The sequence below is a fragment of the Brucella sp. H1_1004 genome (assembly GCF_047308065.1).
Lineage (GTDB): Bacteria > Pseudomonadota > Alphaproteobacteria > Rhizobiales > Rhizobiaceae > Brucella > Brucella pseudogrignonensis_B.
This window is the reverse complement of record NZ_JAYKZA010000001.1, coordinates 591,999-612,666: the sequence shown is the minus strand read 5'-3', so window position 1 is coordinate 612,666 and position 20,668 is coordinate 591,999. Positions and strand designations below refer to the sequence as shown.

Genomic DNA, 20,668 nt, shown 5'->3' with positions numbered 1-20,668 from the left:
TGTAGTGCCAAGGTTAAATCAAACAGCGGTTGCAACGCGGGTTTCGGTGCGGCGGTCAAGCACGCCGCTCAAAACTGTGAGGCCAAGAGCACCCGCGACGAGAATTGCACCAACCCAAGGGGTTGAGATGAGGCCGAGCTGGCTTTCGACCACCATGCCTCCGAGCCAGGCGCCAAGCGCAATGCCGAGATTGAACGCTGCAATATTCAGCGCGGAAGCGACATCGACAGCCCCCGGACGGTGTTCCTTGGCAAGCTGCACCACATAGAGCTGCAGGCCGGGAACATTTGCGAATTGCAGAAAACCGAGAGCCGCAAGCGTGATCAGCGTGAAAAGGGGGGACACGGTACTAAAGCTGAACAGCACCAGCACAATCGCCTGCAACACGAACAGAACAGTCAGCGCACGCACCGGATCGGCGTTTGAAATGCGTCCACCGACGATATTGCCGATGGCAATGGCAATTCCATAAAGCACGAGAATGTAGCTGACGGAATCTGCGGAAAAGCCGGTAATATCCTGCAGGATCGGGGTTAAGTAGGTGAAGGCCACGAACGTGCCACCATAACCGAGTGCGGTCATACCATAGACAATCAGCAAGCGACCGGAGCCCAAAACACGCAGCTGATCTATGAGTGATGCTGGTTTAGCCTTCGGCAATGCACGCGGCAGAAGTGCTGCAATACCGACGAGAGCCACAAGGCCGATAGCCGAAACAGCCCAGAAGGTTGCACGCCAGCCGAAGTTCTGGCCGATCCATGTGCCGAGCGGCACGCCGGTAACGATTGCAACTGTCAGGCCCATGAACATCATGGCGATAGCCGAAGCACGTTTGTTTTCCGGCACGAGATCAGCCGCAATGGTGGCACCGACCGAGAAGAAAACGCCGTGCGCAAAGGCAGACAGCACGCGCCCGACCATGAGGATTTCATAGCTTGGGGCGGAAGCTGCAACCATGTTGCCCGCGATGAACAGCGCCATGAGGCCAAGCAGCAATGGCTTGCGTTCAAGACGACCGGTCAGGGCCGTGAGGATTGGAGCGCCAACGGTGACGCCAAGCGCATAAACGCTGACGATCAATCCGGCGAGCGGCAAAGTGATATTCAGATCCGAGGTGACCGTCGGCAGCAAACCAACGATCACAAATTCAGTCGTCCCGATCGCATAGGCAGCGATCGTAAGAGCAATGAGAGCGACAGGCATGGGAGAAGTTCCTGTTGTTTAACTTTGTCTCCATATCGCTCTCTGGATATCAAATGATAAGAGTGATAATTGTGCATATAACTGTTCATCAAATTCACAGGTGATGCTTTGGATAACCGCTTTGGTGAAATGGAAGTTTTTGCGCGCGCAGTGGCAACAGGCAGTTTTTCCGCTGCCGCCCGTCAGCTCAACATGACACCGTCAGCGATCAGCCGTCTTGTCTCGCGACTGGAAGATCGTTTGCAGGTGCGTTTGCTGGTGCGGTCCACCCGCAGTCTGACGCCGACACCGGAAGGTGAAATCTATCTGGCGGAAGCGCGCAGCCTGCTCGACCGGTTGACTGAAATGGAGGCACGCATCACCGATGGCGCAAAGGCAGCAGTACGCGGCCCTTTGCGTGTCAGTTCGACGGTCGGCTTTGGTGCAACGGTGATCATGCCGCTGGTGCCTGAATTTCTGAAACTATATCCGGAGGTCGAGCTGGATATTACCTTAAACGACAGCATTATCGATCTCTGGCAGGAGCGAACCGATCTTGCGATCCGCTCCGGCGTCTTGAAGGATTCGGCGTTAAAAGCCCACCCCATCACGCTGATGCGGCGGCTGGTCGTTGCCTCACCGCTTTATCTGGAAAAGCACGGCACGCCACAGAGACCGGAAGACCTCAAAACGCATAATTGTCTGCGCTATAATTTCCAGCCGAGTGAATGGGAGTTTGCCGACCCAGATACGGGCCATAGCATTCGACAGGTGGTTTCCGGCAATTTTCTTGGCAGCGACGGCACGATCCTAAGACGCATCTGCATCGAAGGCGGCGGGCTGATGAAGACCGGAGAGCATACTGTTGCCGATGATCTGGCAAGCGGGCGACTGGTGGAAGTGCTGGCCGCATGGTCGCCTGCGGAGCCTGAGAAAATCCATGCGGTTTTCCCCGGCCACCCTCACCTCGCCGCGCGTATCCGTGCCTTTATCGACTTCCTTGCGGCAAAACTCTGAATTTGGAACGCATCCCGAAAAGTGTGAAACGGTTTTCGGAAAAGATGCGCGTTAAAGTGAGAAATTGGAGCGCATCGGGCCAGCCATGCGTGAGAGAATACCGTCTTTAAGAAAAAACCGATGACACAGCGCGGCCAGTATGTGAGCGACAATCAACACGCACAGAACCCATGAAAGCAGGCTGTGCAGCGCATTTGCGGGTGCCATCATCCATTCCACTTTCTCGCCCGTTGCAGGGACAATATTGATGCCCCATTGCTCGCGTCCTTTACCGCTGCCATAGGCGCGAAACAGTGCCAGAGCCGGAATGGCGAACAGCAGCACATAGAAAGCATGATGTGCAATGCGCGCCAGTTTGCCCATCAGTCCTGCTTGATGCGGCGGGCGCTGATTGCGATTGATGAATGCCCAGATGCCACGCACGACAACCAGTACAATCGTCAGAAACCCGACCGTTCCATGTGCCGGACCGAAAACCCTGATGGCATCAAGCACCGGTGAAGGGCCAACCATTTTCCACGAAAGGATCATCACAAACTGCCAGAGCAGAATATAGGCCATTGCCCAATGTAGAATCCGGCTCACAAGCCCGTATCGCTCCGGAGAATCCGTCCAGAGCGGCGTGTTCGTGTTCATCGGACTATCCTTTTTTAGTTAGTGCCCAGGCAAGGTAGGGCGCACCGATCAAAGCTGCGAAAAGGCCCAGCGGTAACTCATAGGGGAAGGTCGCATTGCGCGAACCAAGATCAGCAATCACCATCAAAAGCGCGCCCAGCACGGCTGATGCCACGACATGCGACTGAGCCTGATCAAAGCCCATACGCCGCGTCATATGCGGCGCCATCAGCCCCACGAAGCTCAAAGGGCCGACGAGAAGCGATGCGGCGGCACTGGCAATCGCGGCAAGCAGGATCGTCAATATCCGTGCAGACCGCACTGGTAAACCAAGCGAGACTGGAATCGTCTGCCCCAGCGGCAGGATGGTCAACCAGCGGGACGCAAGCAATGCCAGCCCAATCACTGTGAATGTCAGCACGAAAAGGAAAAGCGAACTTTCCGGCGTTGCCGTTGCCGATGACCCGCTGAGCCAGGCAAGAATCTGCCACGACCGCTGATCGCCGATCGAGAGGAAGATGCTCAAAACGGCAGATGCGAGCGAACCGACCGAAATGCCGGACAGCAGCAAGCGTGCGGATGAGAGCCTTCTGCGGCTCGCAAAGCTCAACACAACCAGCATGGCAATCAGCGCACCAACGGACGCGCAAAGCAGCAATTGCGCATTATTGGGTGCGGCGAAAACTGTCAGTGCTAAAGCAAAGCCTATGCCTGCTCCGCCACTGACGCCGATGACTTCCGGGCTTGCCAGCGGGTTGCCGGTTAGTCGCTGAAGAACAGCGCCCGCCATTGCAAGCAGACTGCCTGCGGCAGCGGCAGCCAGAAGGCGCGGCCAGCGCAAAGGCAGGATATCGCGAAGATTTTCGCCTGTCAGAAGCAACCAACCCTCCGGCGTGCGCGCAAGCGCAAGAGCGAGAAAAGCTGCGACCAGCAGAGCGATGAGCAGCAAGCCAAGTTTGGCATTTGAAGCACGTCTGAAAACCTGTGCAGGTGAGGATTGCTGCGATCCTGTCGAACGCACACGTGGAATGAGCCAGAGCAGCAAAGGCCCGCCGATCAGCGCGGTAACCGCGCCTGTCGGGAAAGTCTCACCCAGATTTGCGCCGAAAACTTGCACCGCTCCGTCGCAGATCCAGAGAAGAACGGCACCAGCAAAAGGTGACGCCAGCAGGATTGAACCCGGCTTTCTGACCCCGAAGCTACGGACGATTGCAGGGGCGGCCAGACCGATAAAACTGACAAGCCCGACACTGGCCGCAACGCCGGCACTCAGCACCACCGCAACAGCCACGATCGCAACGCGCAGCCATGAAAGCGATACACCCAGCGAGCGCGCACTGCTATCACCAAGACTTGCAAGCGTCAGCGGACGGCTGAGCATGATTGCGGCAATGAGGCAGACAAGGAATTGCAAAGCAAGGGCGACTGTCGATGACCAGTCCTGCTGGCTCAGCGAACCGCCATTCCATGTCACAAGCGACATGAGATACTGGCCCTGCGATAGCGTCATCGCAGCGGAGATCGCACTGCATGTCACACCGATCAAAAGACCGGACACAACCATCGTCACTGGCTCAAGCCGACTGCGCCAGCCGAGCAGAAACACCATTGCGGTCGCAACACCAGCACCAGAAAGCGCGACCGCCCAGCGAAACTGGTCAAGCACTGTCGGGAAGAACAGCGTTGCCGTAACGATTGCAAGCTGCGCGCCCGACGACACGCCAAGCGTCGATGGATCAGCAATCGGGTTGTTGAGCAAACGCTGCAGCAAAGCACCCGCCAGCCCCAGTGCTGCACCGGCAAAAATCGCAACGGAAGCACGCGGAAACAGCGCATAGACCAGAATGACCTGCTCGGTACTCATGCTTTGCGGATTAAACGGCAGCGAAGGCCATTGCGCAAAAGGCAAAAACGCGTTGGCGTTCCAGAGAAACAGCCCAAGAGCGATCATAACGCCGATTACAGCGCTTGAAATCAGTCCACCACGGGTCACAGGAATGCCTCGTCGCTTGCCTGCAACGCCCGGCTCAGAAGCCGTGCAAATCGCAATCCGGCGGTCAGTCCGCCATAGGGATTGATGTTACCCACCATATAGACACGACCGTCACGGACAGGTTTGAGCGATTGCCAGATCACGCTGTTGCGCAGGCTGTTGCGCGATTCAACTGGAATATCCGAGATGATGATGATGCGCGCATCAGGATTTGCTGCCAGATTTTCCAGCGGAACGGGGGCCGCAAATGTAAAGCGCGAGCGATCCGTCCAGGCGTTTGGCAGACCAAGCCGTTCCAGCACGTCACCAAACATGCTGTCATTGCCGAAAGCGCGGAAATGGCGCGCATCGCCAATATTGATGAGGTAGGTCGGGCGCGATGCAAAAGGTTTTAACGTCTCTTTGGTCTCGGCAATAAACTTCGCCTGAGCCTCAATAACACTTGATGCTTTGGCGCTGAGTTCAAGCTTATCGCCCAGCGCCGTTACAGCTTGCAGCGACTTCTCATAAGGCCCCTCGCCGCGCACATAAAACGGCAACGACATGATCGGCGCTATCGATTTCATCGCCTCTTCATGCCGGGTATAAAAAGGGGAACTCAGGATCAGATCAGGCTTGAGCAGATAAAGCAGCTCGAAATTCGGCGAACCACGCAGACCGAGATCGACAACCGAAGCAGGCAATTGCGGCTCAACCGCATCTTCACGAAACCGGATCAGCTCTGTTGCTGCAATCGGCGTGACACCCAATGCCACCAGACATTCGAGCATGGCCCAATCGATTGCCGCAATACGCGAAAATGGATTGGCGCGTGCCACATTCGGCAAAGCCAAAGCCGCCAAAAGGCCAAGGGCTTTCCGGCGGCTGATTTTAGATGCAGAGACTATCGATCCGCGTTGCGGGCCTGTTACCATGTAAATGTCAGCTTGCTCATATAGGTTCTGCCGTCACCATAGTTACATCCGAAAGAACTGCAACTTGCGACATACTTCTTGTCCGCAATATTCTTGATATTGAGCGACGCCTTAATGTGATCCTTCTGATAGTGAATGACGGCATCGGCCAGTGTCACCGCATCAAGATCATAATTATTTTCCAGATCGCCATAACGCTGACCGACATAGCGCACGCCACCGCCAACGCCAAAGCCTTCAAGCACTGAGCCTTCCTGAAAAGTGTAGTCGAGCCACAGACTTGCTGCATGTTTGGGCACATTGGCAGGACGCTTGCCATTGTAATTGCCTTCAATATTTTCAGCATCCATATATGTGTAGGCCGCACGCAGATCGAGGCCTTGCGCAAGGCTCGCAACACCCTCCAGCTCCAATCCCCGAACGCGTACTTCACCAATCTGCTTTGTCACAGTTTTATCGTTTTCGAGGACTGAAACAGCAACATTCTGCTGCCGTAAATCGTAAATGGCTGCTGCAAAATAGCCGTCCCAGCCATTCGGTTGATACTTGATACCTGCTTCCCACTGTTTTCCTGTTGTCGGTTCTAACAGCTGACCACTGGCAGGCACAGCGAGCGGTTCAAACGATGTAGAATAGCTGATGTATGGTGCAATGCCATTATCAAACACATAGCCAAGACCGGCACGACCTGTCAGCTTGTGATCATCCTTGTCCAGTGGACGCGATACAAGCGTATTCAAATTGGTGGACGTCCCCTTGGTGCTCGCCCAATCCTGACGCAGACCAAAGGTAGCGCGCCAGTTTTCATAGGCCAGTTCGTCCTGCGCATAAATACCAAGCTGGCTCAGGCTTGAATCGACCTTCGTCGCCAAATTTCTTTCCGTCAGATTGATCGGCTGACCATAGATCGGATTATAAATATCCAGCGGTGCCCAGCGCCAGAACTGCGTTTCGACATTATTGTCGAAATAACGATAATCGAGACCAGCAAGAAACTTATGCTCGACTGGGCCGGTGTTAAATTCCGCAACGAAGTTATTGTCGATATTATAGGTGTTCAGACGTTCATCCTGATATGTCGCAATACGTCTTAACGTGCGCCCATCGGTGATACGGCCAGAATTTGAATAACCAAGCGCTTGATATTGCCAGCTTTGATTGGAAAAGCGCGCATTCTGGCGGAAGGTCCATGTATCATTGATACGATGTTCAAGTTCATAGCCGAGATTGATAACATCGCGGCTTGAACGATCAAAATCTGGATCGCCCAGCGAAAAATCGCGTGGCAGCGTATAGCCAGTGGAATTAAGTGTAAATTCTGGTGGCAGGCCCGAAGGCGAGCTTGGATTATCATGCTGGAAGCTGGTGAGAATGGTCAGCTTTGTGTCTTCATCCGGCTTCCATGTGAAGGCGGGCGCGATGAAATAGCGATCATTGTCGAGATAATCGGTCTGTGTGCCAGCTTTGCGAACCATGCCCGTCAGGCGATAGGCAAACTGATCACTTTCCGCGACAGGACCCCCAAAATCAAAATAGGTGCCATAGGTGTCATAGCTGCCAGCCTGAACACCAATCTCGCCGAACTTCTCAAACGTCGGGCGTTTGCTGATCATATTGATCAGGCCACCGGGATTGCCCTGACCGAACATCACCGAAGCAGGTCCGCGCACCACTTCGATACGCTCAAGCATATAAGGATCAACCGCCGAGGCACCTGCAGTGCGCATCAGGCGAAGACCGTTTAAGAACTGCACCTGACGGCCATCAAAACCACGGATCAGTGGAGAGTCAAAGCGCGGATCGGATCCATAAGGCTCTGACACAACGCCGGGCGTATAGCCAAGCGCTTGTCCCAGGGTTTGGGCACCCTGCGCTGCTATTTCGTTCGCAGTCACGACAGAGATTGACTGCGGAGTTTCAACCAGAGGCGTGCCAGTCTTGGTCGCGCTGATGCTGGTTCTGGCAACGTAGCCCTTAATCGGCGCCGTGGGATCTTCCGAACCACCATTCACGACAATCGGTGCAAGCACGGTGGGGCTTGCTGTCTCTTGCGCATTGACTGCAACGATGGAGGCCAACGTTGTGCCGGAAAAAATAACAACCGATAAAGCGCGGCGTTTTCGGGCCAGGATTTTCACTTTGATCCCCTCAAGGTTTAAACTGGACCCCATTAATCATCTTTTCGTAATCTATCCAATAATTCAAGGGCGTATTTTTCATAAGTTTGAGTTATACTAATCAAAATCGCCATAGTTTTGAATTATTCAAAGAAACAGCCATGCCGGAACAGCGCAGCAAGCTCCTCACGTCCAAATCCTTTGAACTCCGACACCTGCGGTATTTCTGCGCACTTGTTGAGGAGAAGAACTTCGAGCGGGCGGCTGCGAAACTTGGTATTGCGCAACCAGGCTTGAGCCAACAGATCATGGCGCTGGAAACCATTCTCGGGGCACCACTTCTTGATCGCTCGCGACGCGCAGTTCAACTGACGCAATCAGGCGAAGTGCTCTATCGTGAGGCCGTCAAAATCCTCATGCAGGTCGACGCGACGATGATTGCGGTGAACCGTGCCGGGCGCGGTGAAATTGGTCAGATCTCCATAGGCTATGTCGCATCAGCCGCCTATTCAGGCATTGTCTTCGAGACCATACGCAAATTTAAGGAAGAGTATCCTGACGTCTCCGTCAATCTGGTGGAGATGGAACTGCGGATGCAGTTAACACGCATTTCCGAAGGGCTTCTCGATATGGGTTTCGTGCGCTGGCCAGCGCCACTTTTGCCGGGCCTGACGAGCCTTGTGGTGAGAAAAGAGCCGCTTGTTGCGGTTCTTAGCGAAACACACCCGTTGGCAGATCAGGCTACCATTGAGCTTCCATCACTCAAGGATGAAATCTTCATCACGCCGCGTCAGCCTGCCGATATTGGATTTCACGGCACAACAATCGAAGCGTGCCACAGCGCTGGTTTTGACCCCAGCATTAGTGCACAGGCTCTTGATTTTACCGAAATTGCGAGCCGAGTCGCGATAGGTCTGGGCGTCGCTCTGGCCCCCAAATCCTTGAGTGCTGTAGGCTTGCCCGGTATTCGCTATATCAATGTAACAGGTACCCCAACGACATCTGACGTGGTACTGGCGTTTCGCAAAAGCGAAGCTTCGCAGGCAGTGAAGAGCTACATCGCGATCTGCCGACGGATGGGGCTATAAGCTCAAACAAAAACCCGCTTTCATCACTGAAAGCGGGCCTTTTAGGTATCTATGCAGCCAAGCTTAAGCCGACTTGATCGTCTTGAGAAGATCCGCGATCGAAAACTCAACCGTTGGGCGGATATCTTTACGCCAAAGAGCAAAAGCCACGTTGGCTTCGATAAAGCCTGACTTTGAACCACAGTCAAACGTCAGACCATGATAATCAAAGCCGAAGAACTTCTGCTGATCGGCAAGCTTGAGCATGGCATCTGTCAGCTGGATTTCATTGCCCGCTCCTTTTTCCTGCTTGCTTAGCAGTTCAAAGATTTCTGGCTGAAGAATATAGCGGCCATTGATATAGAGATTGGAAGGTGCGGTGCCCTTGGCTGGCTTTTCAACCATCTGGTTGATCTCAAAGCCGTTGCCAATCGCATTGCCCTTACCGACGATGCCGTATTTATGGGCTTCTTCAGGATCGCATTCCTGCACAGCAATCACATTTCCGCCGGTCTGCTCATATAGCTCGACCATTTCCTTGAGGCAGCCCTTCTTCGACTGCATGACCATATCTGGCAACAGAAGTGCAAAAGGCTCATCCCCGACCAGTTCGCGCGCGCACCAGACTGCATGGCCAAGGCCGAGTGGAACCTGCTGGCGGGTAAAGCTGGTGGTGCCTGGCTGAGGCTGCAATTCCTGCAGATGCTCAAGTTCGGCCTTTTTACCGCGTTCGGCAAGTGTCGAATAAAGCTCAACCTGTGCATCGAAGTAGTCTTCGATGACAGCCTTGTTGCGCCCAGTGACGAAAATGAGATGTTCGATACCGGCTTCGCGAGCCTCGTCCACCACATATTGGATGACGGGCTTGTCGACTACGGTAAGCATTTCCTTGGGGATGGACTTTGTCGCGGGAAGAAAACGCGTGCCAAGACCGGCGACCGGGAAAACTGCCTTACGAATTTTGCGGATCGAACTCATTCGTCTCCTCGAGGTGTTAAAAACAAAGGTGTGCTATGAAAGCATTGAAACCACTGCATTTCAATTAGGGCGTTTTAATTAAAGAATAGCGAAAATCTTCTTCAAGGCCATCACATTAAGTGACTTTTCCTTAATGTTACTTGATTCAAGAAAACCACAAAATTTTTCGCAATTTTCTGGCTCGTCGCACCATGGTAAACCAAATGCTAACCTGAAGCCTGTAATTTGATGCATCATAAGGGTCGGCCCTAAATTCAACACTGGATCGTATTAATGGGTTAATGCAATCTAGTTGAACGAGGATCGGCATGAAAGGCAACTCGCCGTTTGAAGCGGCAGAACATGATTGCAGAAGGGAAACACAGAATGCTGCGATTTCCATTCACTCTGGGACGAGGAATGCGCGCCAAGATTACAGCGACCGTTGCGGTAGCGATACTCGCATCTGGCCTGTCTACCGGCGCCGCTCTTGCTGATGCTAATTTTAGAAAATGGGTATCCAGTTTCCGCACAACAGCCATTCAGAATGGCGTATCCCCATCGACTTTCGATCGAGCTTTTAAAGGCGTTAACTCGCCCGATCCTGAAGTTTTGCGCAAAGCAAACCTTCAGCCTGAATTCAACGAACCTATTTGGAGCTACATCGACAATCGCGTGAATGAGCATTCCGTTGCTGTTGGACAAAGCATGGCAAAAAAATGGGGCCCGTGGCTCCAGCGGATCGAACAGCGCTTCTCAGTTGACCGCAACATCCTGCTGGCCATCTGGTCGATGGAAAGCAATTACGGCGAGATTCTCAAGCGTGACGATGTCATGATGGACACGATCCGCTCGCTTGCAACCCTCGCCTATGCCGATCAGCGCCGCGCCAAATTCGGCCGCACGCAGTTGATTGCTGCAATGAAAATTCTCCAAACTGGCGATATTGATCGCGGTCATCTGACTGGTTCGTGGGCGGGTGCAATGGGTCATACCCAGTTCATCCCAACCAGCTATCAGGCCTATGCGGTTGATATGGATGGCAATGGCAAGCGCGATATCTGGAATTCGGTTCCAGATGCACTTGGCACAGCTGCAAACCTTCTGCATCGCAATGGCTGGCAGCCGGGCCGTACATGGGGCTATGAAGTCGTGCTTCCGGCAGGACGTAAATTCCCATCCGGCTCGCTTTCCGCCTCCGAATGGCAGAAACTTGGTGTGGTTCGCGCCAATGGCCGTCCATTCCCGGATGCCAATGAAAAAGTGACCTTGAAAGTGATGGATGGTCGCGAAGGTCCAGCATTTTTGATGGCCAAGAATTTCTTTATGATCAAGCGCTACAACAATGCTGATAAATACGCTCTCGCAGTTGGATTGCTTGCAGATCGCATCGGCGGCTATCAGGGCCTGCGTCAGGATTGGAACCGTCCTTTCACTCCGATCACAATGAATGAACGCGAAGAGCTGCAGTCGCATCTTAAAGCGCTCGGCTATTATGACGGCAAAATTGACGGAAAAATCGGCTCTACATCGCGCAAAGCAATTGAAGCTTTCCAACAGCGCAACGGCTTGCAGCAAGATGGACATCCAAGCAAAGAAGTACTGACGGTTCTCCGTCGCCGTTAAAATCAATGCGAATAAAGCCGGAGCGCGTATTTCATGTGCGCTCCTTTTCTTCTTGGCAAAGGACGCTACTATTCCGGGCGCAGGAGAGTAAAGCCAATGCAGGCAGAACGTTTTAAAAAATCTATCAACGGCGTTCTGATGACCACTCTAATTGCCTTTGCAATGATACTGGTAGCCTTCTCTTCCGCATCTGCCCAGAACCGACCACGCACAATTTTTGATATGCTATTTGGGCCAAAACAGACGCAACCACAGCCTCAATATGAGCAGCCCAAGCCGCAACGCACACGCCCTGCAAAGCCAAAACGTGCACCGAAAGCTGTAACACCCGCAGCTCGCGCCGTTCCGGCTACGCCACCACAACCTGAAATCAACTTTGTCGAGAAAAAGCCAGACGCCAAAAAAATTCTCGTCGTCGGTGATTTTATCGGCAACGGCTTAGCGGAAGGGCTCGATGTTGCCTTTGCCGCCGATAGTGACCTACGGATTGTCAGCCGCATCAATGGTTCTTCGGGCTTTGTCCGTGACGATCATTTTGATTGGCCTGCGAACATCGGTAAGATACTTGATGAAGAAAAGCCCGCTGCTGTCGTCGTCATGATTGGCTCAAACGACCGGCAAGCAATCACGATCAACGGACAAAGCCTCGCAGCGCGATCACCAGAATGGACCGCAGAATATCAAAATCGTGTGTCAAAATTTTTAAGAGAAATTACCGATAAGAATTATCCGCTGATCTGGGTCGGTCAGCCCCCATTCCGGCCGCGCGGTATGTCTCAGGATATGCTGGCACTTAACGAAATCTATCGCACGACGTCTGAAAAGGCGGGGGCAAAGTTCGTCGATGTCTGGGATGGATTTATCGATGAAGAAGGCAATTTCAGCCAAACAGGCTTCGACATTAATGGCCAGACAGCGCGTTTGCGCGGCAATGACGGCATCAATACAACAACGGCCGGTAAACGCAAACTCGCATTCTATGCAGAAAAGCCGCTGCAAGCACTCTTCGGCAGCAGCAAAGATAATGAGCAATTGCTGCCAACCGCACAGATAATTGCTCCAGAAAAGCCAATAGACCGCATTGCACCGATTAGCCTGCGCGACGTTGATCAAGATACTAGCGGCGTTCTGCTAGGAGGCGTAATCGCGCCGAAGACGAAAAACAATCAAATACCCAATAAAGGCAGCGGCGCTTCATCGGGCCGCGCTGATGACTTTTCATGGCCGCAGAAAAGCGTAAATCCCTGAATAACAATACTATTTGCAAATATGATTTTATAAATCACACTATAATGCCGTGAAATATGCGGCATTTCTTCGTCTAAATGCTAATTATCTCGTAGTTCACATTTCATATTTCCTCGTCTATCAGAAGGTCGCGCTGTCCAACAGGACGTTTCGCGCACGCGTCTGCATTGAATAAGAGGCATATGAATGAACATCGCATCGAAGCCTCCCGTTGAAAACAACCGGGAGGAGGAATCCCATCTTGCACGCAATCTCACCAATCGACATCTCCAGCTGATCGCCATTGGCGGCGCGATTGGAACGGGCCTTTTCATGGGTTCGGGCAAGACCATCTCGCTCGCTGGACCATCCATTCTGCTGGTCTATGCGATCATCGGCTTCATGCTATTCTTCGTCATGCGTGCGCTGGGTGAAATTCTGCTCTCCAATCTCGAATATCGCTCATTCGCTGATTTCGCAGGCGACTATCTCGGACCATGGGCACAGTTCTTTACTGGCTGGACCTACTGGCTTTGCTGGATTGTAACCGGCATTGCCGATGTGGTGGCTGTTTCGGGCTATGTATCGTTCTGGTATCCGGAACTGGCTCTGTGGATTCCGGCGCTTGGCCTGATCGGCGTGTTGCTGCTGCTGAACCTGCCAAACGTGCGCAACTTCGGTGAAATCGAGTTCTGGTTTGCTCTGATCAAGATCATCGCAATCGTAGCGCTTATTCTGGCTGGCGCCTATATGCTGATCACGAATTTCACGCTGCCAAATGGTACGCAGGCTTCGGTCACACATCTGTGGGCGAATGGCGGGTTTTTCCCGAATGGCTTCTTCGGCTTTGTGGCAGGCTTCCAGATCGCGGTTTTCGCTTTCGTGGGCATCGAACTTGTTGGTACAGCTGCCGCCGAAACGGAAAACCCGACCCGCAACCTGCCAAAGGCAATCAATTCGATCCCCATCCGCGTCGTGCTTTTCTATGTCGGCGCCCTATTTGTGATCATTACCGTTATTCCTTGGGATCAGGTTGATCCGGGTTCAAGCCCGTTCGTGGCCATGTTCTCGCTGGCAGGCCTTGGCATTGCCGCGCATGTCGTCAACTTCGTCGTACTGACCTCTGCAACATCGAGTGCCAATTCCGGCATCTACTCCACATCGCGCATGATCTATGGTCTGGCAACATCACGCCTCGCACCGCAGACACTCGGCAAGCTTAACAGCCGCAAGGTGCCAGTGAATGCGCTGTTCTTCTCCTGCATCTTCCTGCTTGCAGGCGTTGTGCTGCTTTATGCAGGCCAGAGCATCATTGAAGCCTTTACAATCGTCACGACGATTTCGGCACTTCTGTTCATTTTCATCTGGTCAATCATTCTTGCGTCTTATCTTCAGTATCGCCGCAAGCGTCCTGACCTGCATGAAAAATCGACCTTCAAGCTTCCCGGTGGCCGCGCGTCTGTCGTGATGGTGTTTGCCTTCTTTGCCTTCATCCTCTGGGCGCTGGCACAGGAACAGGACACAGCAGCGGCGCTTAAAGTAACGCCAGTCTGGTTTGTGCTTCTGGGCATTATCTATCTCGCCATCCGCAAGAATCGTCAGCAGGGCTAACATAAAAAGCAAAAAAGCCCGGCTTAGAGCCGGGCTTTTTATTGAGACGACGTTTTAATTATCGAGGCAATACGGACGATCCCATCAGATCAGCATCAATGGCATGAGCTGCCTGACGGCCTTCACGAATTGCCCAGACAACCAGCGACTGACCGCGACGCACGTCACCTGCTGCATAGAGCTTGTCGACATTGGTGCGATAATCTTGCTCATTGGCCTTCACGGAAGTTCCACCGCGACGATCCGTTGAAATTTCAAGCTTATCGCCAAGTTCCTTCACGACACTGTCTTCAGCCGGACCAAAGAAGCCGATAGCAATAAAAGCAAGATCAGCTTTGATGTAGAATTCGGAGCCGGCAATCGGCTTGCGCTTCTCGTCAACCTGGCAGCACTTCACATGCGTGAGCTTGCCGTCTTCGCCGATGAATTCAAGCGTTGCGACCTGAAACTCACGATTAGCACCTTCAGCCTGACTGGAAGATGTACGCATCTTGGTTGCCCAATAAGGCCAGACACTCAGCTTGTCTTCTCTTTCAGGCGGCTGCGGGCGAATATCGAGCTGCGTGACATTGACCGCGCCCTGACGGAAAGCCGTGCCTACGCAGTCAGAAGCTGTATCACCACCGCCGACAACGACGATATGCTTGCCACCGGCGAGGATTGGGGCTTCGTGCCATGCAACGGATTCAATGTTCTCGCGGCCAACACGACGATTCTGCTGAACGAGATAAGGCATGGCATCATGCACGCCTTCAAGGTCTGCACCCGGAATACCGGCTGGACGCGGCTTTTCAGACCCCCCCGAATAAAGCACCGCATCATAGGTATCGAGCAGACCGCGCAGTGGCTTGTCAACGCCGATATTGACACCGCAAAGGAAGCGGACACCCTCACCTTCCATCTGCGTGACGCGACGGTCGATCAGGTGCTTTTCCATCTTGAAGTCAGGAATACCATAACGCAGCAGACCCCCCGGACGGCTTTCGCGTTCATAGACATCGACCATGTGACCAGCGCGTGCAAGCTGCTGCGCCGCAGCAAGACCTGCTGGACCAGAACCGATAATCGCAACCGACTTGCCGGTCTTCTGCGCTGCTGGCTGCGGAACGATATAGCCAAGCTCATAGGCCTTGTCGCCCAGTGCCTGCTCCACAGTCTTGATCGCAACTGGCGCATCTTCAAGGTTCAGCGTGCAGGCTTCCTCGCAAGGCGCCGGACAAACACGACCCGTGAATTCCGGGAAGTTGTTGGTCAGATGCAGGTTGCGGATCGCCTGATCCCAGTTGTTGTTATAGACGAGATCGTTCCAGTCCGGGATCTGATTGTTCACCGGACAACCAGTGTCACCGTGGCAGAACGGGATGCCGCAATCCATGCAGCGTGCCGCCTGCTTCTGCACTTCACCATCCGTCATGGGAAGCGTGAATTCGCGGAAGTGACGAATGCGATCCGATGCTGGCTGGTACTTTGCTACCTGCCGGTCGATCTCAAGAAAACCAGTAACCTTACCCATTATTCCGTGCTCCTATCACCGTGCCGTGCGCCATTTCAGGCGCACAGGCACCGCGTTATGATATTCATTTACTCAGCTGCGACACCGATCTGCATGCGTTCCATCTCTTCAAGCGCGCGACGATATTCGACCGGCATGACCTTCACGAATTTCGGGCGATAGCTCTCCCAATTATCGAGAATGTCTTTGGCACGCGTAGAGCCGGTGTAATGCAGATGGTTGGCAATCAGCTGCACCAGACGTTCTTCGTCGTGGCGCGTCATGTTTGCCGATACATCCACACGGCCCTTGTGCATCAGGTCGCCGCCGTGATGGTGCAGCTTTTCGAGGATATCATCCTCTTCCGGCACCGGTTCAAGCTCGACCATCGCCATGTTGCAGCGCTGTGCAAAGTCACCTTCTTCATCCAGCACATAGGCGACACCGCCCGACATGCCGGCTGCGAAGTTACGGCCAGTCTGACCGATAACGACAACCACACCGCCCGTCATATATTCGCAGCCGTGATCACCCACGCCTTCGACAACCGTGACCGCACCAGAGTTACGCACTGCGAAACGCTCGCCTGCCACACCGCGGAAATAGCACTCGCCTTCAAGCGCACCGTAAAGCACGGTATTGCCTGCAATGATCGAGTTTTCAGCCACGATACGCGTGTCTTCTGGCGGACGTATGACAATGCGACCACCCGAAAGACCCTTGCCGATATAGTCGTTGCCATCGCCAATGAGTTCAAACGAGACACCGCGTGCAAGGAAGGCACCAAAGGACTGGCCAGCCGTACCGCGCAGGGTAACGGCAATGGTGTCATCCGGCAGACCCTTGTGACGGAAACGCTTGGCCACTTCGCCCGAAAGCATCGCACCTGCGGAACGATCGACATTCTTGATGTCGACATCGATCTTGACCGGCGTCTTGTTTTCAAGCGCAGGCATGGCCTGAGCAATCAGCGTGCGATCCAGAACATCGTCAATCGGATGATGCTGACGTTCGGTCCAGAAGATTTCGTGCTTCTCGGCTTCCGGCTTGTAGAAGATACGGCTGAAGTCGAGACCCTTGGCCTTCCAATGATCGATCATGGTCTGCTTTTCGAGCAGTTCCGTTTCGCCGATAATCTGCTCAAGCTTGGTGAAGCCCATGGCTGCCAGCAATGCGCGCACTTCTTCTGCCAGATAGAAGAAGAAGTTGATGACATGCTCAGGCGTGCCCTTGAAGCGCTTGCGCAGAACAGGGTCCTGCGTAGCAACGCCCACAGGACAGGTGTTGAGATGACACTTGCGCATCATGATGCAGCCAGCGGCAATCAGCGGAGCAGTCGAGAAACCGAACTCGTCGGCACCGAGCAGCGCACCAATCACCACGTCGCGACCGGTCCGAAGACCGCCATCGACCTGCAGCGCAATGCGTGAACGAAGACCGTTCAACACCAGCGTCTGATGGGTTTCGGCAAGGCCGATTTCCCATGGCGAACCAGCGTGCTTGAGTGATGTGAGCGGCGACGCACCCGTGCCGCCATCATAGCCGGACACTGTGATATGGTCAGCACGTGCCTTGGCAACACCGGCCGCAACCGTACCAACACCTACTTCCGAAACCAGCTTAACGGAAATATCAGCAGCCGGATTGACGTTCTTCAGATCATAGATCAGCTGTGCCAGATCTTCGATCGAGTAGATGTCATGGTGTGGTGGAGGCGAAATGAGACCAACGCCCGGCGTCGAGTGACGTGTCTTGGCGATGGTCGCATCGACCTTATGGCCCGGCAGCTGACCGCCTTCACCCGGCTTTGCACCCTGCGCAACCTTGATCTGGATGAGATCGGAATTGACCAGATATTCCGTCGTCACACCAAAACGGCCCGATGCCACCTGCTTGATCGCAGAGCGTTCAGGGTTTGGCGTACCATCCGGCAGCGGATAGAAACGATCCGGCTCTTCACCACCCTCACCTGTGTTTGACTTGCCGCCAATGGCGTTCATCGCACGCGCAAGCGTGGTGTGCGCTTCACGCGAGATCGAGCCAAACGACATGGCACCCGTCGAGAAGCGCTTGACGATATCGACTGCCGATTCAACCTCTTCAATGGCAACAGGCTCGCGGCCACTGGCTTCCGCAAAGCGGATATCAAACAAGCCACGAATGGTCTTTGCCTGCGCCGCCTTGGAATCGAGCATCGTTGTATATTCGGTGAACGTATCCGGGTTTGAAGTGCGGACGGCGTGCTGGAGTTTCGCTACCGCATCGGGCGACCAGAGATGCGCCTCACCCCGCATACGGTAGGCATATTCGCCACCAACTTCGAGCGCTGTCAGCAGAACCGGGTCGTTGCCGAACGCATCGGTATGACGACGCACAGTTTCTTCCGCAATCTCATTAAGACCAACACCTTCGATGCTTGTTGCCGTGCCGAAGAAGAACTGATCGACGAAGCTCGTCTGCAGGCCGACCGCATCGAAAATCTGCGCGCCACAATAGGACTGGTAGGTCGAGATGCCCATCTTGGACATGACCTTCAGAATGCCCTTGCCGATCGACTTGATATAGCGCTTGACCACTTCATGCTCGTCGACTTCCGGCGGGAATTCGCGACGGCGATGCATGTCGAGCAGCGTGTCGAAAGCGAGATACGGGTTGATTGCTTCCGCACCATAACCAGCAAGACAAGCGAAATGATGCACCTCGCGCGGCTCACCCGATTCAACAACCAGACCCACCGAAGTGCGCAGACCCTTGCGGATCAGGTGATGGTGGACAGCAGCCGTTGCCAGCAGAGCCGGGATCGGAATGCGATCCGGACCAACCTGACGATCCGACAGGATGACGATGTTATAGCCGCCATGAACCGCTGCTTCCGCACGGTCGCACAGGCGTTCAATCGCGCCATGCATACCGGCAGCACCCTCACCGACATTATATGTGATGTCGAGCGTCTTGGTATCAAAGCGATCTTCCGTGTGACCGATGGAGCGGATCTTTTCGAGATCGCCATTGGTCAGAATCGGCTGACGCACTTCCAGACGCTTGCGGCGCGATGTGCCAACCAGATCGAAAATGTTTGGGCGTGGTCCGATGAACGAGACAAGGCTCATCACCAGCTCTTCACGGATCGGATCAATGGGCGGATTGGTGACCTGCGCGAAGTTCTGCTTGAAATAGGTGTAGAGCAGCTTCGACTTGTCGGACATGGCCGAAATCGGCGTATCCGTCCCCATCGAGCCGATGGCTTCCTGACCCGTTGTGGCCATTGGCGACATCAGAAGTTTGGTGTCTTCCTGACTGTAACCGAATGACTGCTGACGGTCGAGGAGGCTTACATCCTTGCGTAGCGCGCGAGGCTCAACCGGGTTCAGGTCTTCCAGAATAAGCTGCGTGTTGGAAAGCCACTGCTTGTAGGGATGCTTCTGTGCGATCTGTGACTTGATTTCCTCATCCGAAACGATGCGGCCTTCTTCCATATCGATGAGCAGCATACGGCCCGGCTGAAGACGCCACTTCTTGACGACCTTCTTCTCTTCGACAGGCAGAACTCCAGCTTCCGAAGCCAGAATTACGAAATCGTCGTCAGTCACAATATAACGGGCCGGACGCAGACCGTTACGGTCCAGCGTCGCACCAATCTGGCGACCATCGGTAAAGGCAACGGCAGCAGGACCATCCCATGGCTCCATGAGAGCGGCATGATATTCGTAGAACGCGCGGCGTTCGTCCGACATCAGCTTGTTGCCCGACCATGCTTCCGGGATCAGCATCATCATCGCATGGGCGAGGCTGTAGCCCCCCTGATGCAGGAATTCGAGCGCGTTATCAAAGCAAGCCGTATCCGACTGACCTTCGTAGGAAATCGGCCAGAGTTTGGAGATGTCGTTGCCGAACAGCTCCGAATCCACCGACGCCTGACGGGCCGCCATCCAATTGACGTTGCCGCGCAACGTGTTGATCTCGCCATTATGCGCAACCATACGATAAGGATGCGCCAGCCGCCATGATGGGAAAGTGTTGGTTGAAAAGCGCTGGTGAACGAGCGCCACAGCACTTTCAAAACGCGGATCTTTCAGATCGTTGTAATAGGCACCAACCTGATAGGCCAGGAACATGCCCTTATAAACAACGGTACGCGCCGACATGGAGACGATGTAGAAGCCCTTATCGTCGCCGTCGTTTTCCTGATAGATGCGGTTGGAAATGACTTTGCGCAGCACGAACAGACGGCGTTCAAATTCATCATCGGTTTCGATGGTCGCGTTGCGACCGATGAAAACCTGAACGTGAGATGGCTCGGTTGCAGCAATATCCGGGGCTTTTGAAAGCGAGGAATTGTCAACCGGAACCTGACGGAAACCGATAAAGGTCTGGCCTTCTGAGCCGATGACCTCCTTAATGATCTCTTCGATATGCCCACGCAATTCAGCATCGCGCGGCATGAACAAATAGCCTACGGCGTAGTGGCCCGGCTGCGGCAGATCGATGCCCTGACGCGCCATTTCTTCGCGGAAAAAGCGATCTGGAATCTGGACCAGTATGCCCGCACCATCGCCCATCAGAGGGTCGGCGCCAACCGCACCACGATGGGTGAGGTTTTCGAGCATCTTGAGGCCGTTTTCGACAACCTGATGCGACTTCTGGCCCTTCATATGCGCGATGAAGCCCACGCCGCAGGCGTCGTGTTCGTTGCGCGGATCATAGAGACCTTGGGCGGGGGGAGTACCCGCCGAAGTTCGCGTTTTTCGGGTTGTGTTGGTGGAATTGGTCGCAGCTTTGACCGATCCGTTCTGACCGTTGTGTAAATCCACATGCGATACAGATGGCGTCAAATGCGGCATCGTCATTCC

13 protein-coding genes are annotated in these 20,668 nt (G+C 54.0%); 5 read left to right on the top strand and 8 right to left on the bottom strand.

Annotation, left to right across the window (positions count from 1 at the left end; translation table 11 throughout):
* Positions 1 to 18: 18 nt before the first annotated feature.
* Complete coding sequence (locus U2P60_RS03000; RefSeq protein ID WP_413571204.1) at positions 19 to 1,203, bottom strand: MFS transporter; 1,185 nt, start codon at positions 1,201 to 1,203, stop codon at positions 19 to 21.
* A gap of 108 nt (positions 1,204 to 1,311) precedes the next feature.
* On the opposite strand from U2P60_RS03000, the gene U2P60_RS02995 reads away from it, so the two are divergent.
* A complete protein-coding gene (locus tag U2P60_RS02995) occupies positions 1,312 to 2,199 on the top strand; it encodes a LysR family transcriptional regulator (protein ID WP_413571202.1) in 888 nt (295 codons plus the stop codon).
* Between the two features lie 51 nt (positions 2,200 to 2,250).
* On the opposite strand, the gene U2P60_RS02990 is transcribed toward U2P60_RS02995, so the two are convergent.
* From U2P60_RS02990 to U2P60_RS02975, 4 genes are read right to left on the bottom strand one after another with little or no spacing between them, the layout of a single operon-like run.
* Positions 2,251 to 2,835 (bottom strand): cytochrome b, encoded by a 585-nt coding sequence (locus U2P60_RS02990; protein WP_313829128.1) that lies wholly within the window; start codon positions 2,833 to 2,835, stop codon positions 2,251 to 2,253.
* Positions 2,836 to 2,839: 4 nt separating this feature from the next.
* Positions 2,840 to 4,765, bottom strand: coding sequence for a Fe(3+)-hydroxamate ABC transporter permease FhuB (gene fhuB / locus U2P60_RS02985; RefSeq protein ID WP_413571978.1), 1,926 nt, complete (start codon positions 4,763 to 4,765; stop codon positions 2,840 to 2,842).
* 38 nt (positions 4,766 to 4,803) lie between these two features.
* Positions 4,804 to 5,721 (bottom strand): iron-siderophore ABC transporter substrate-binding protein, encoded by a 918-nt coding sequence (locus tag U2P60_RS02980; RefSeq protein ID WP_413571198.1) that lies wholly within the window; start codon positions 5,719 to 5,721, stop codon positions 4,804 to 4,806.
* Positions 5,715 to 7,892 (bottom strand): TonB-dependent siderophore receptor, encoded by a 2,178-nt coding sequence (locus tag U2P60_RS02975; RefSeq protein ID WP_413571196.1) that lies wholly within the window; start codon positions 7,890 to 7,892, stop codon positions 5,715 to 5,717. The genes U2P60_RS02980 and U2P60_RS02975 overlap by 7 nt, the downstream gene beginning before the upstream one ends.
* A 107-nt stretch (positions 7,893 to 7,999) precedes the next feature.
* On the opposite strand from U2P60_RS02975, the gene U2P60_RS02970 reads away from it, so the two are divergent.
* Complete coding sequence (locus tag U2P60_RS02970; protein WP_413571194.1) at positions 8,000 to 8,926, top strand: LysR family transcriptional regulator; 927 nt, start codon at positions 8,000 to 8,002, stop codon at positions 8,924 to 8,926.
* 63 nt (positions 8,927 to 8,989) lie between these two features.
* Here U2P60_RS02970 and galU read toward each other — a convergent pair whose 3' ends face one another.
* Positions 8,990 to 9,883: a UTP--glucose-1-phosphate uridylyltransferase GalU gene (gene galU, locus U2P60_RS02965; RefSeq protein WP_413571192.1), complete on the bottom strand. Its 894-nt coding sequence runs from the start codon at positions 9,881 to 9,883 to the stop codon at positions 8,990 to 8,992.
* 366 nt (positions 9,884 to 10,249) lie between these two features.
* Here galU and U2P60_RS02960 point away from each other — a divergent pair, with 366 nt between their 5' ends.
* The 3 genes from U2P60_RS02960 to U2P60_RS02950 all read left to right on the top strand — a co-directional run bounded on the left by U2P60_RS02960 (position 10,250) and on the right by U2P60_RS02950 (position 14,326).
* Positions 10,250 to 11,488, top strand: coding sequence for a lytic murein transglycosylase (locus U2P60_RS02960; protein WP_413571190.1), 1,239 nt, complete (start codon positions 10,250 to 10,252; stop codon positions 11,486 to 11,488).
* A gap of 96 nt (positions 11,489 to 11,584) precedes the next feature.
* On the top strand, positions 11,585 to 12,736 hold the full coding sequence (locus U2P60_RS02955) for a DUF459 domain-containing protein (protein ID WP_413571188.1): 1,152 nt from the start codon (positions 11,585 to 11,587) through the stop codon (positions 12,734 to 12,736).
* A gap of 186 nt (positions 12,737 to 12,922) precedes the next feature.
* The gene (locus tag U2P60_RS02950) at positions 12,923 to 14,326 is read left to right on the top strand and encodes an amino acid permease (protein ID WP_413571186.1); all 1,404 of its coding nucleotides are present in this window, start codon (positions 12,923 to 12,925) and stop codon (positions 14,324 to 14,326) included.
* 58 nt (positions 14,327 to 14,384) lie between these two features.
* Here U2P60_RS02950 and U2P60_RS02945 read toward each other — a convergent pair whose 3' ends face one another.
* Positions 14,385 to 15,839 (bottom strand): glutamate synthase subunit beta, encoded by a 1,455-nt coding sequence (locus U2P60_RS02945; RefSeq protein WP_413571184.1) that lies wholly within the window; start codon positions 15,837 to 15,839, stop codon positions 14,385 to 14,387.
* 68 nt (positions 15,840 to 15,907) lie between these two features.
* Entirely contained in the window at positions 15,908 to 20,659 is a 4,752-nt protein-coding gene (gene gltB, locus U2P60_RS02940; protein WP_413571182.1) for a glutamate synthase large subunit, read from the bottom strand.
* Positions 20,660 to 20,668 lie beyond the last annotated feature (9 nt).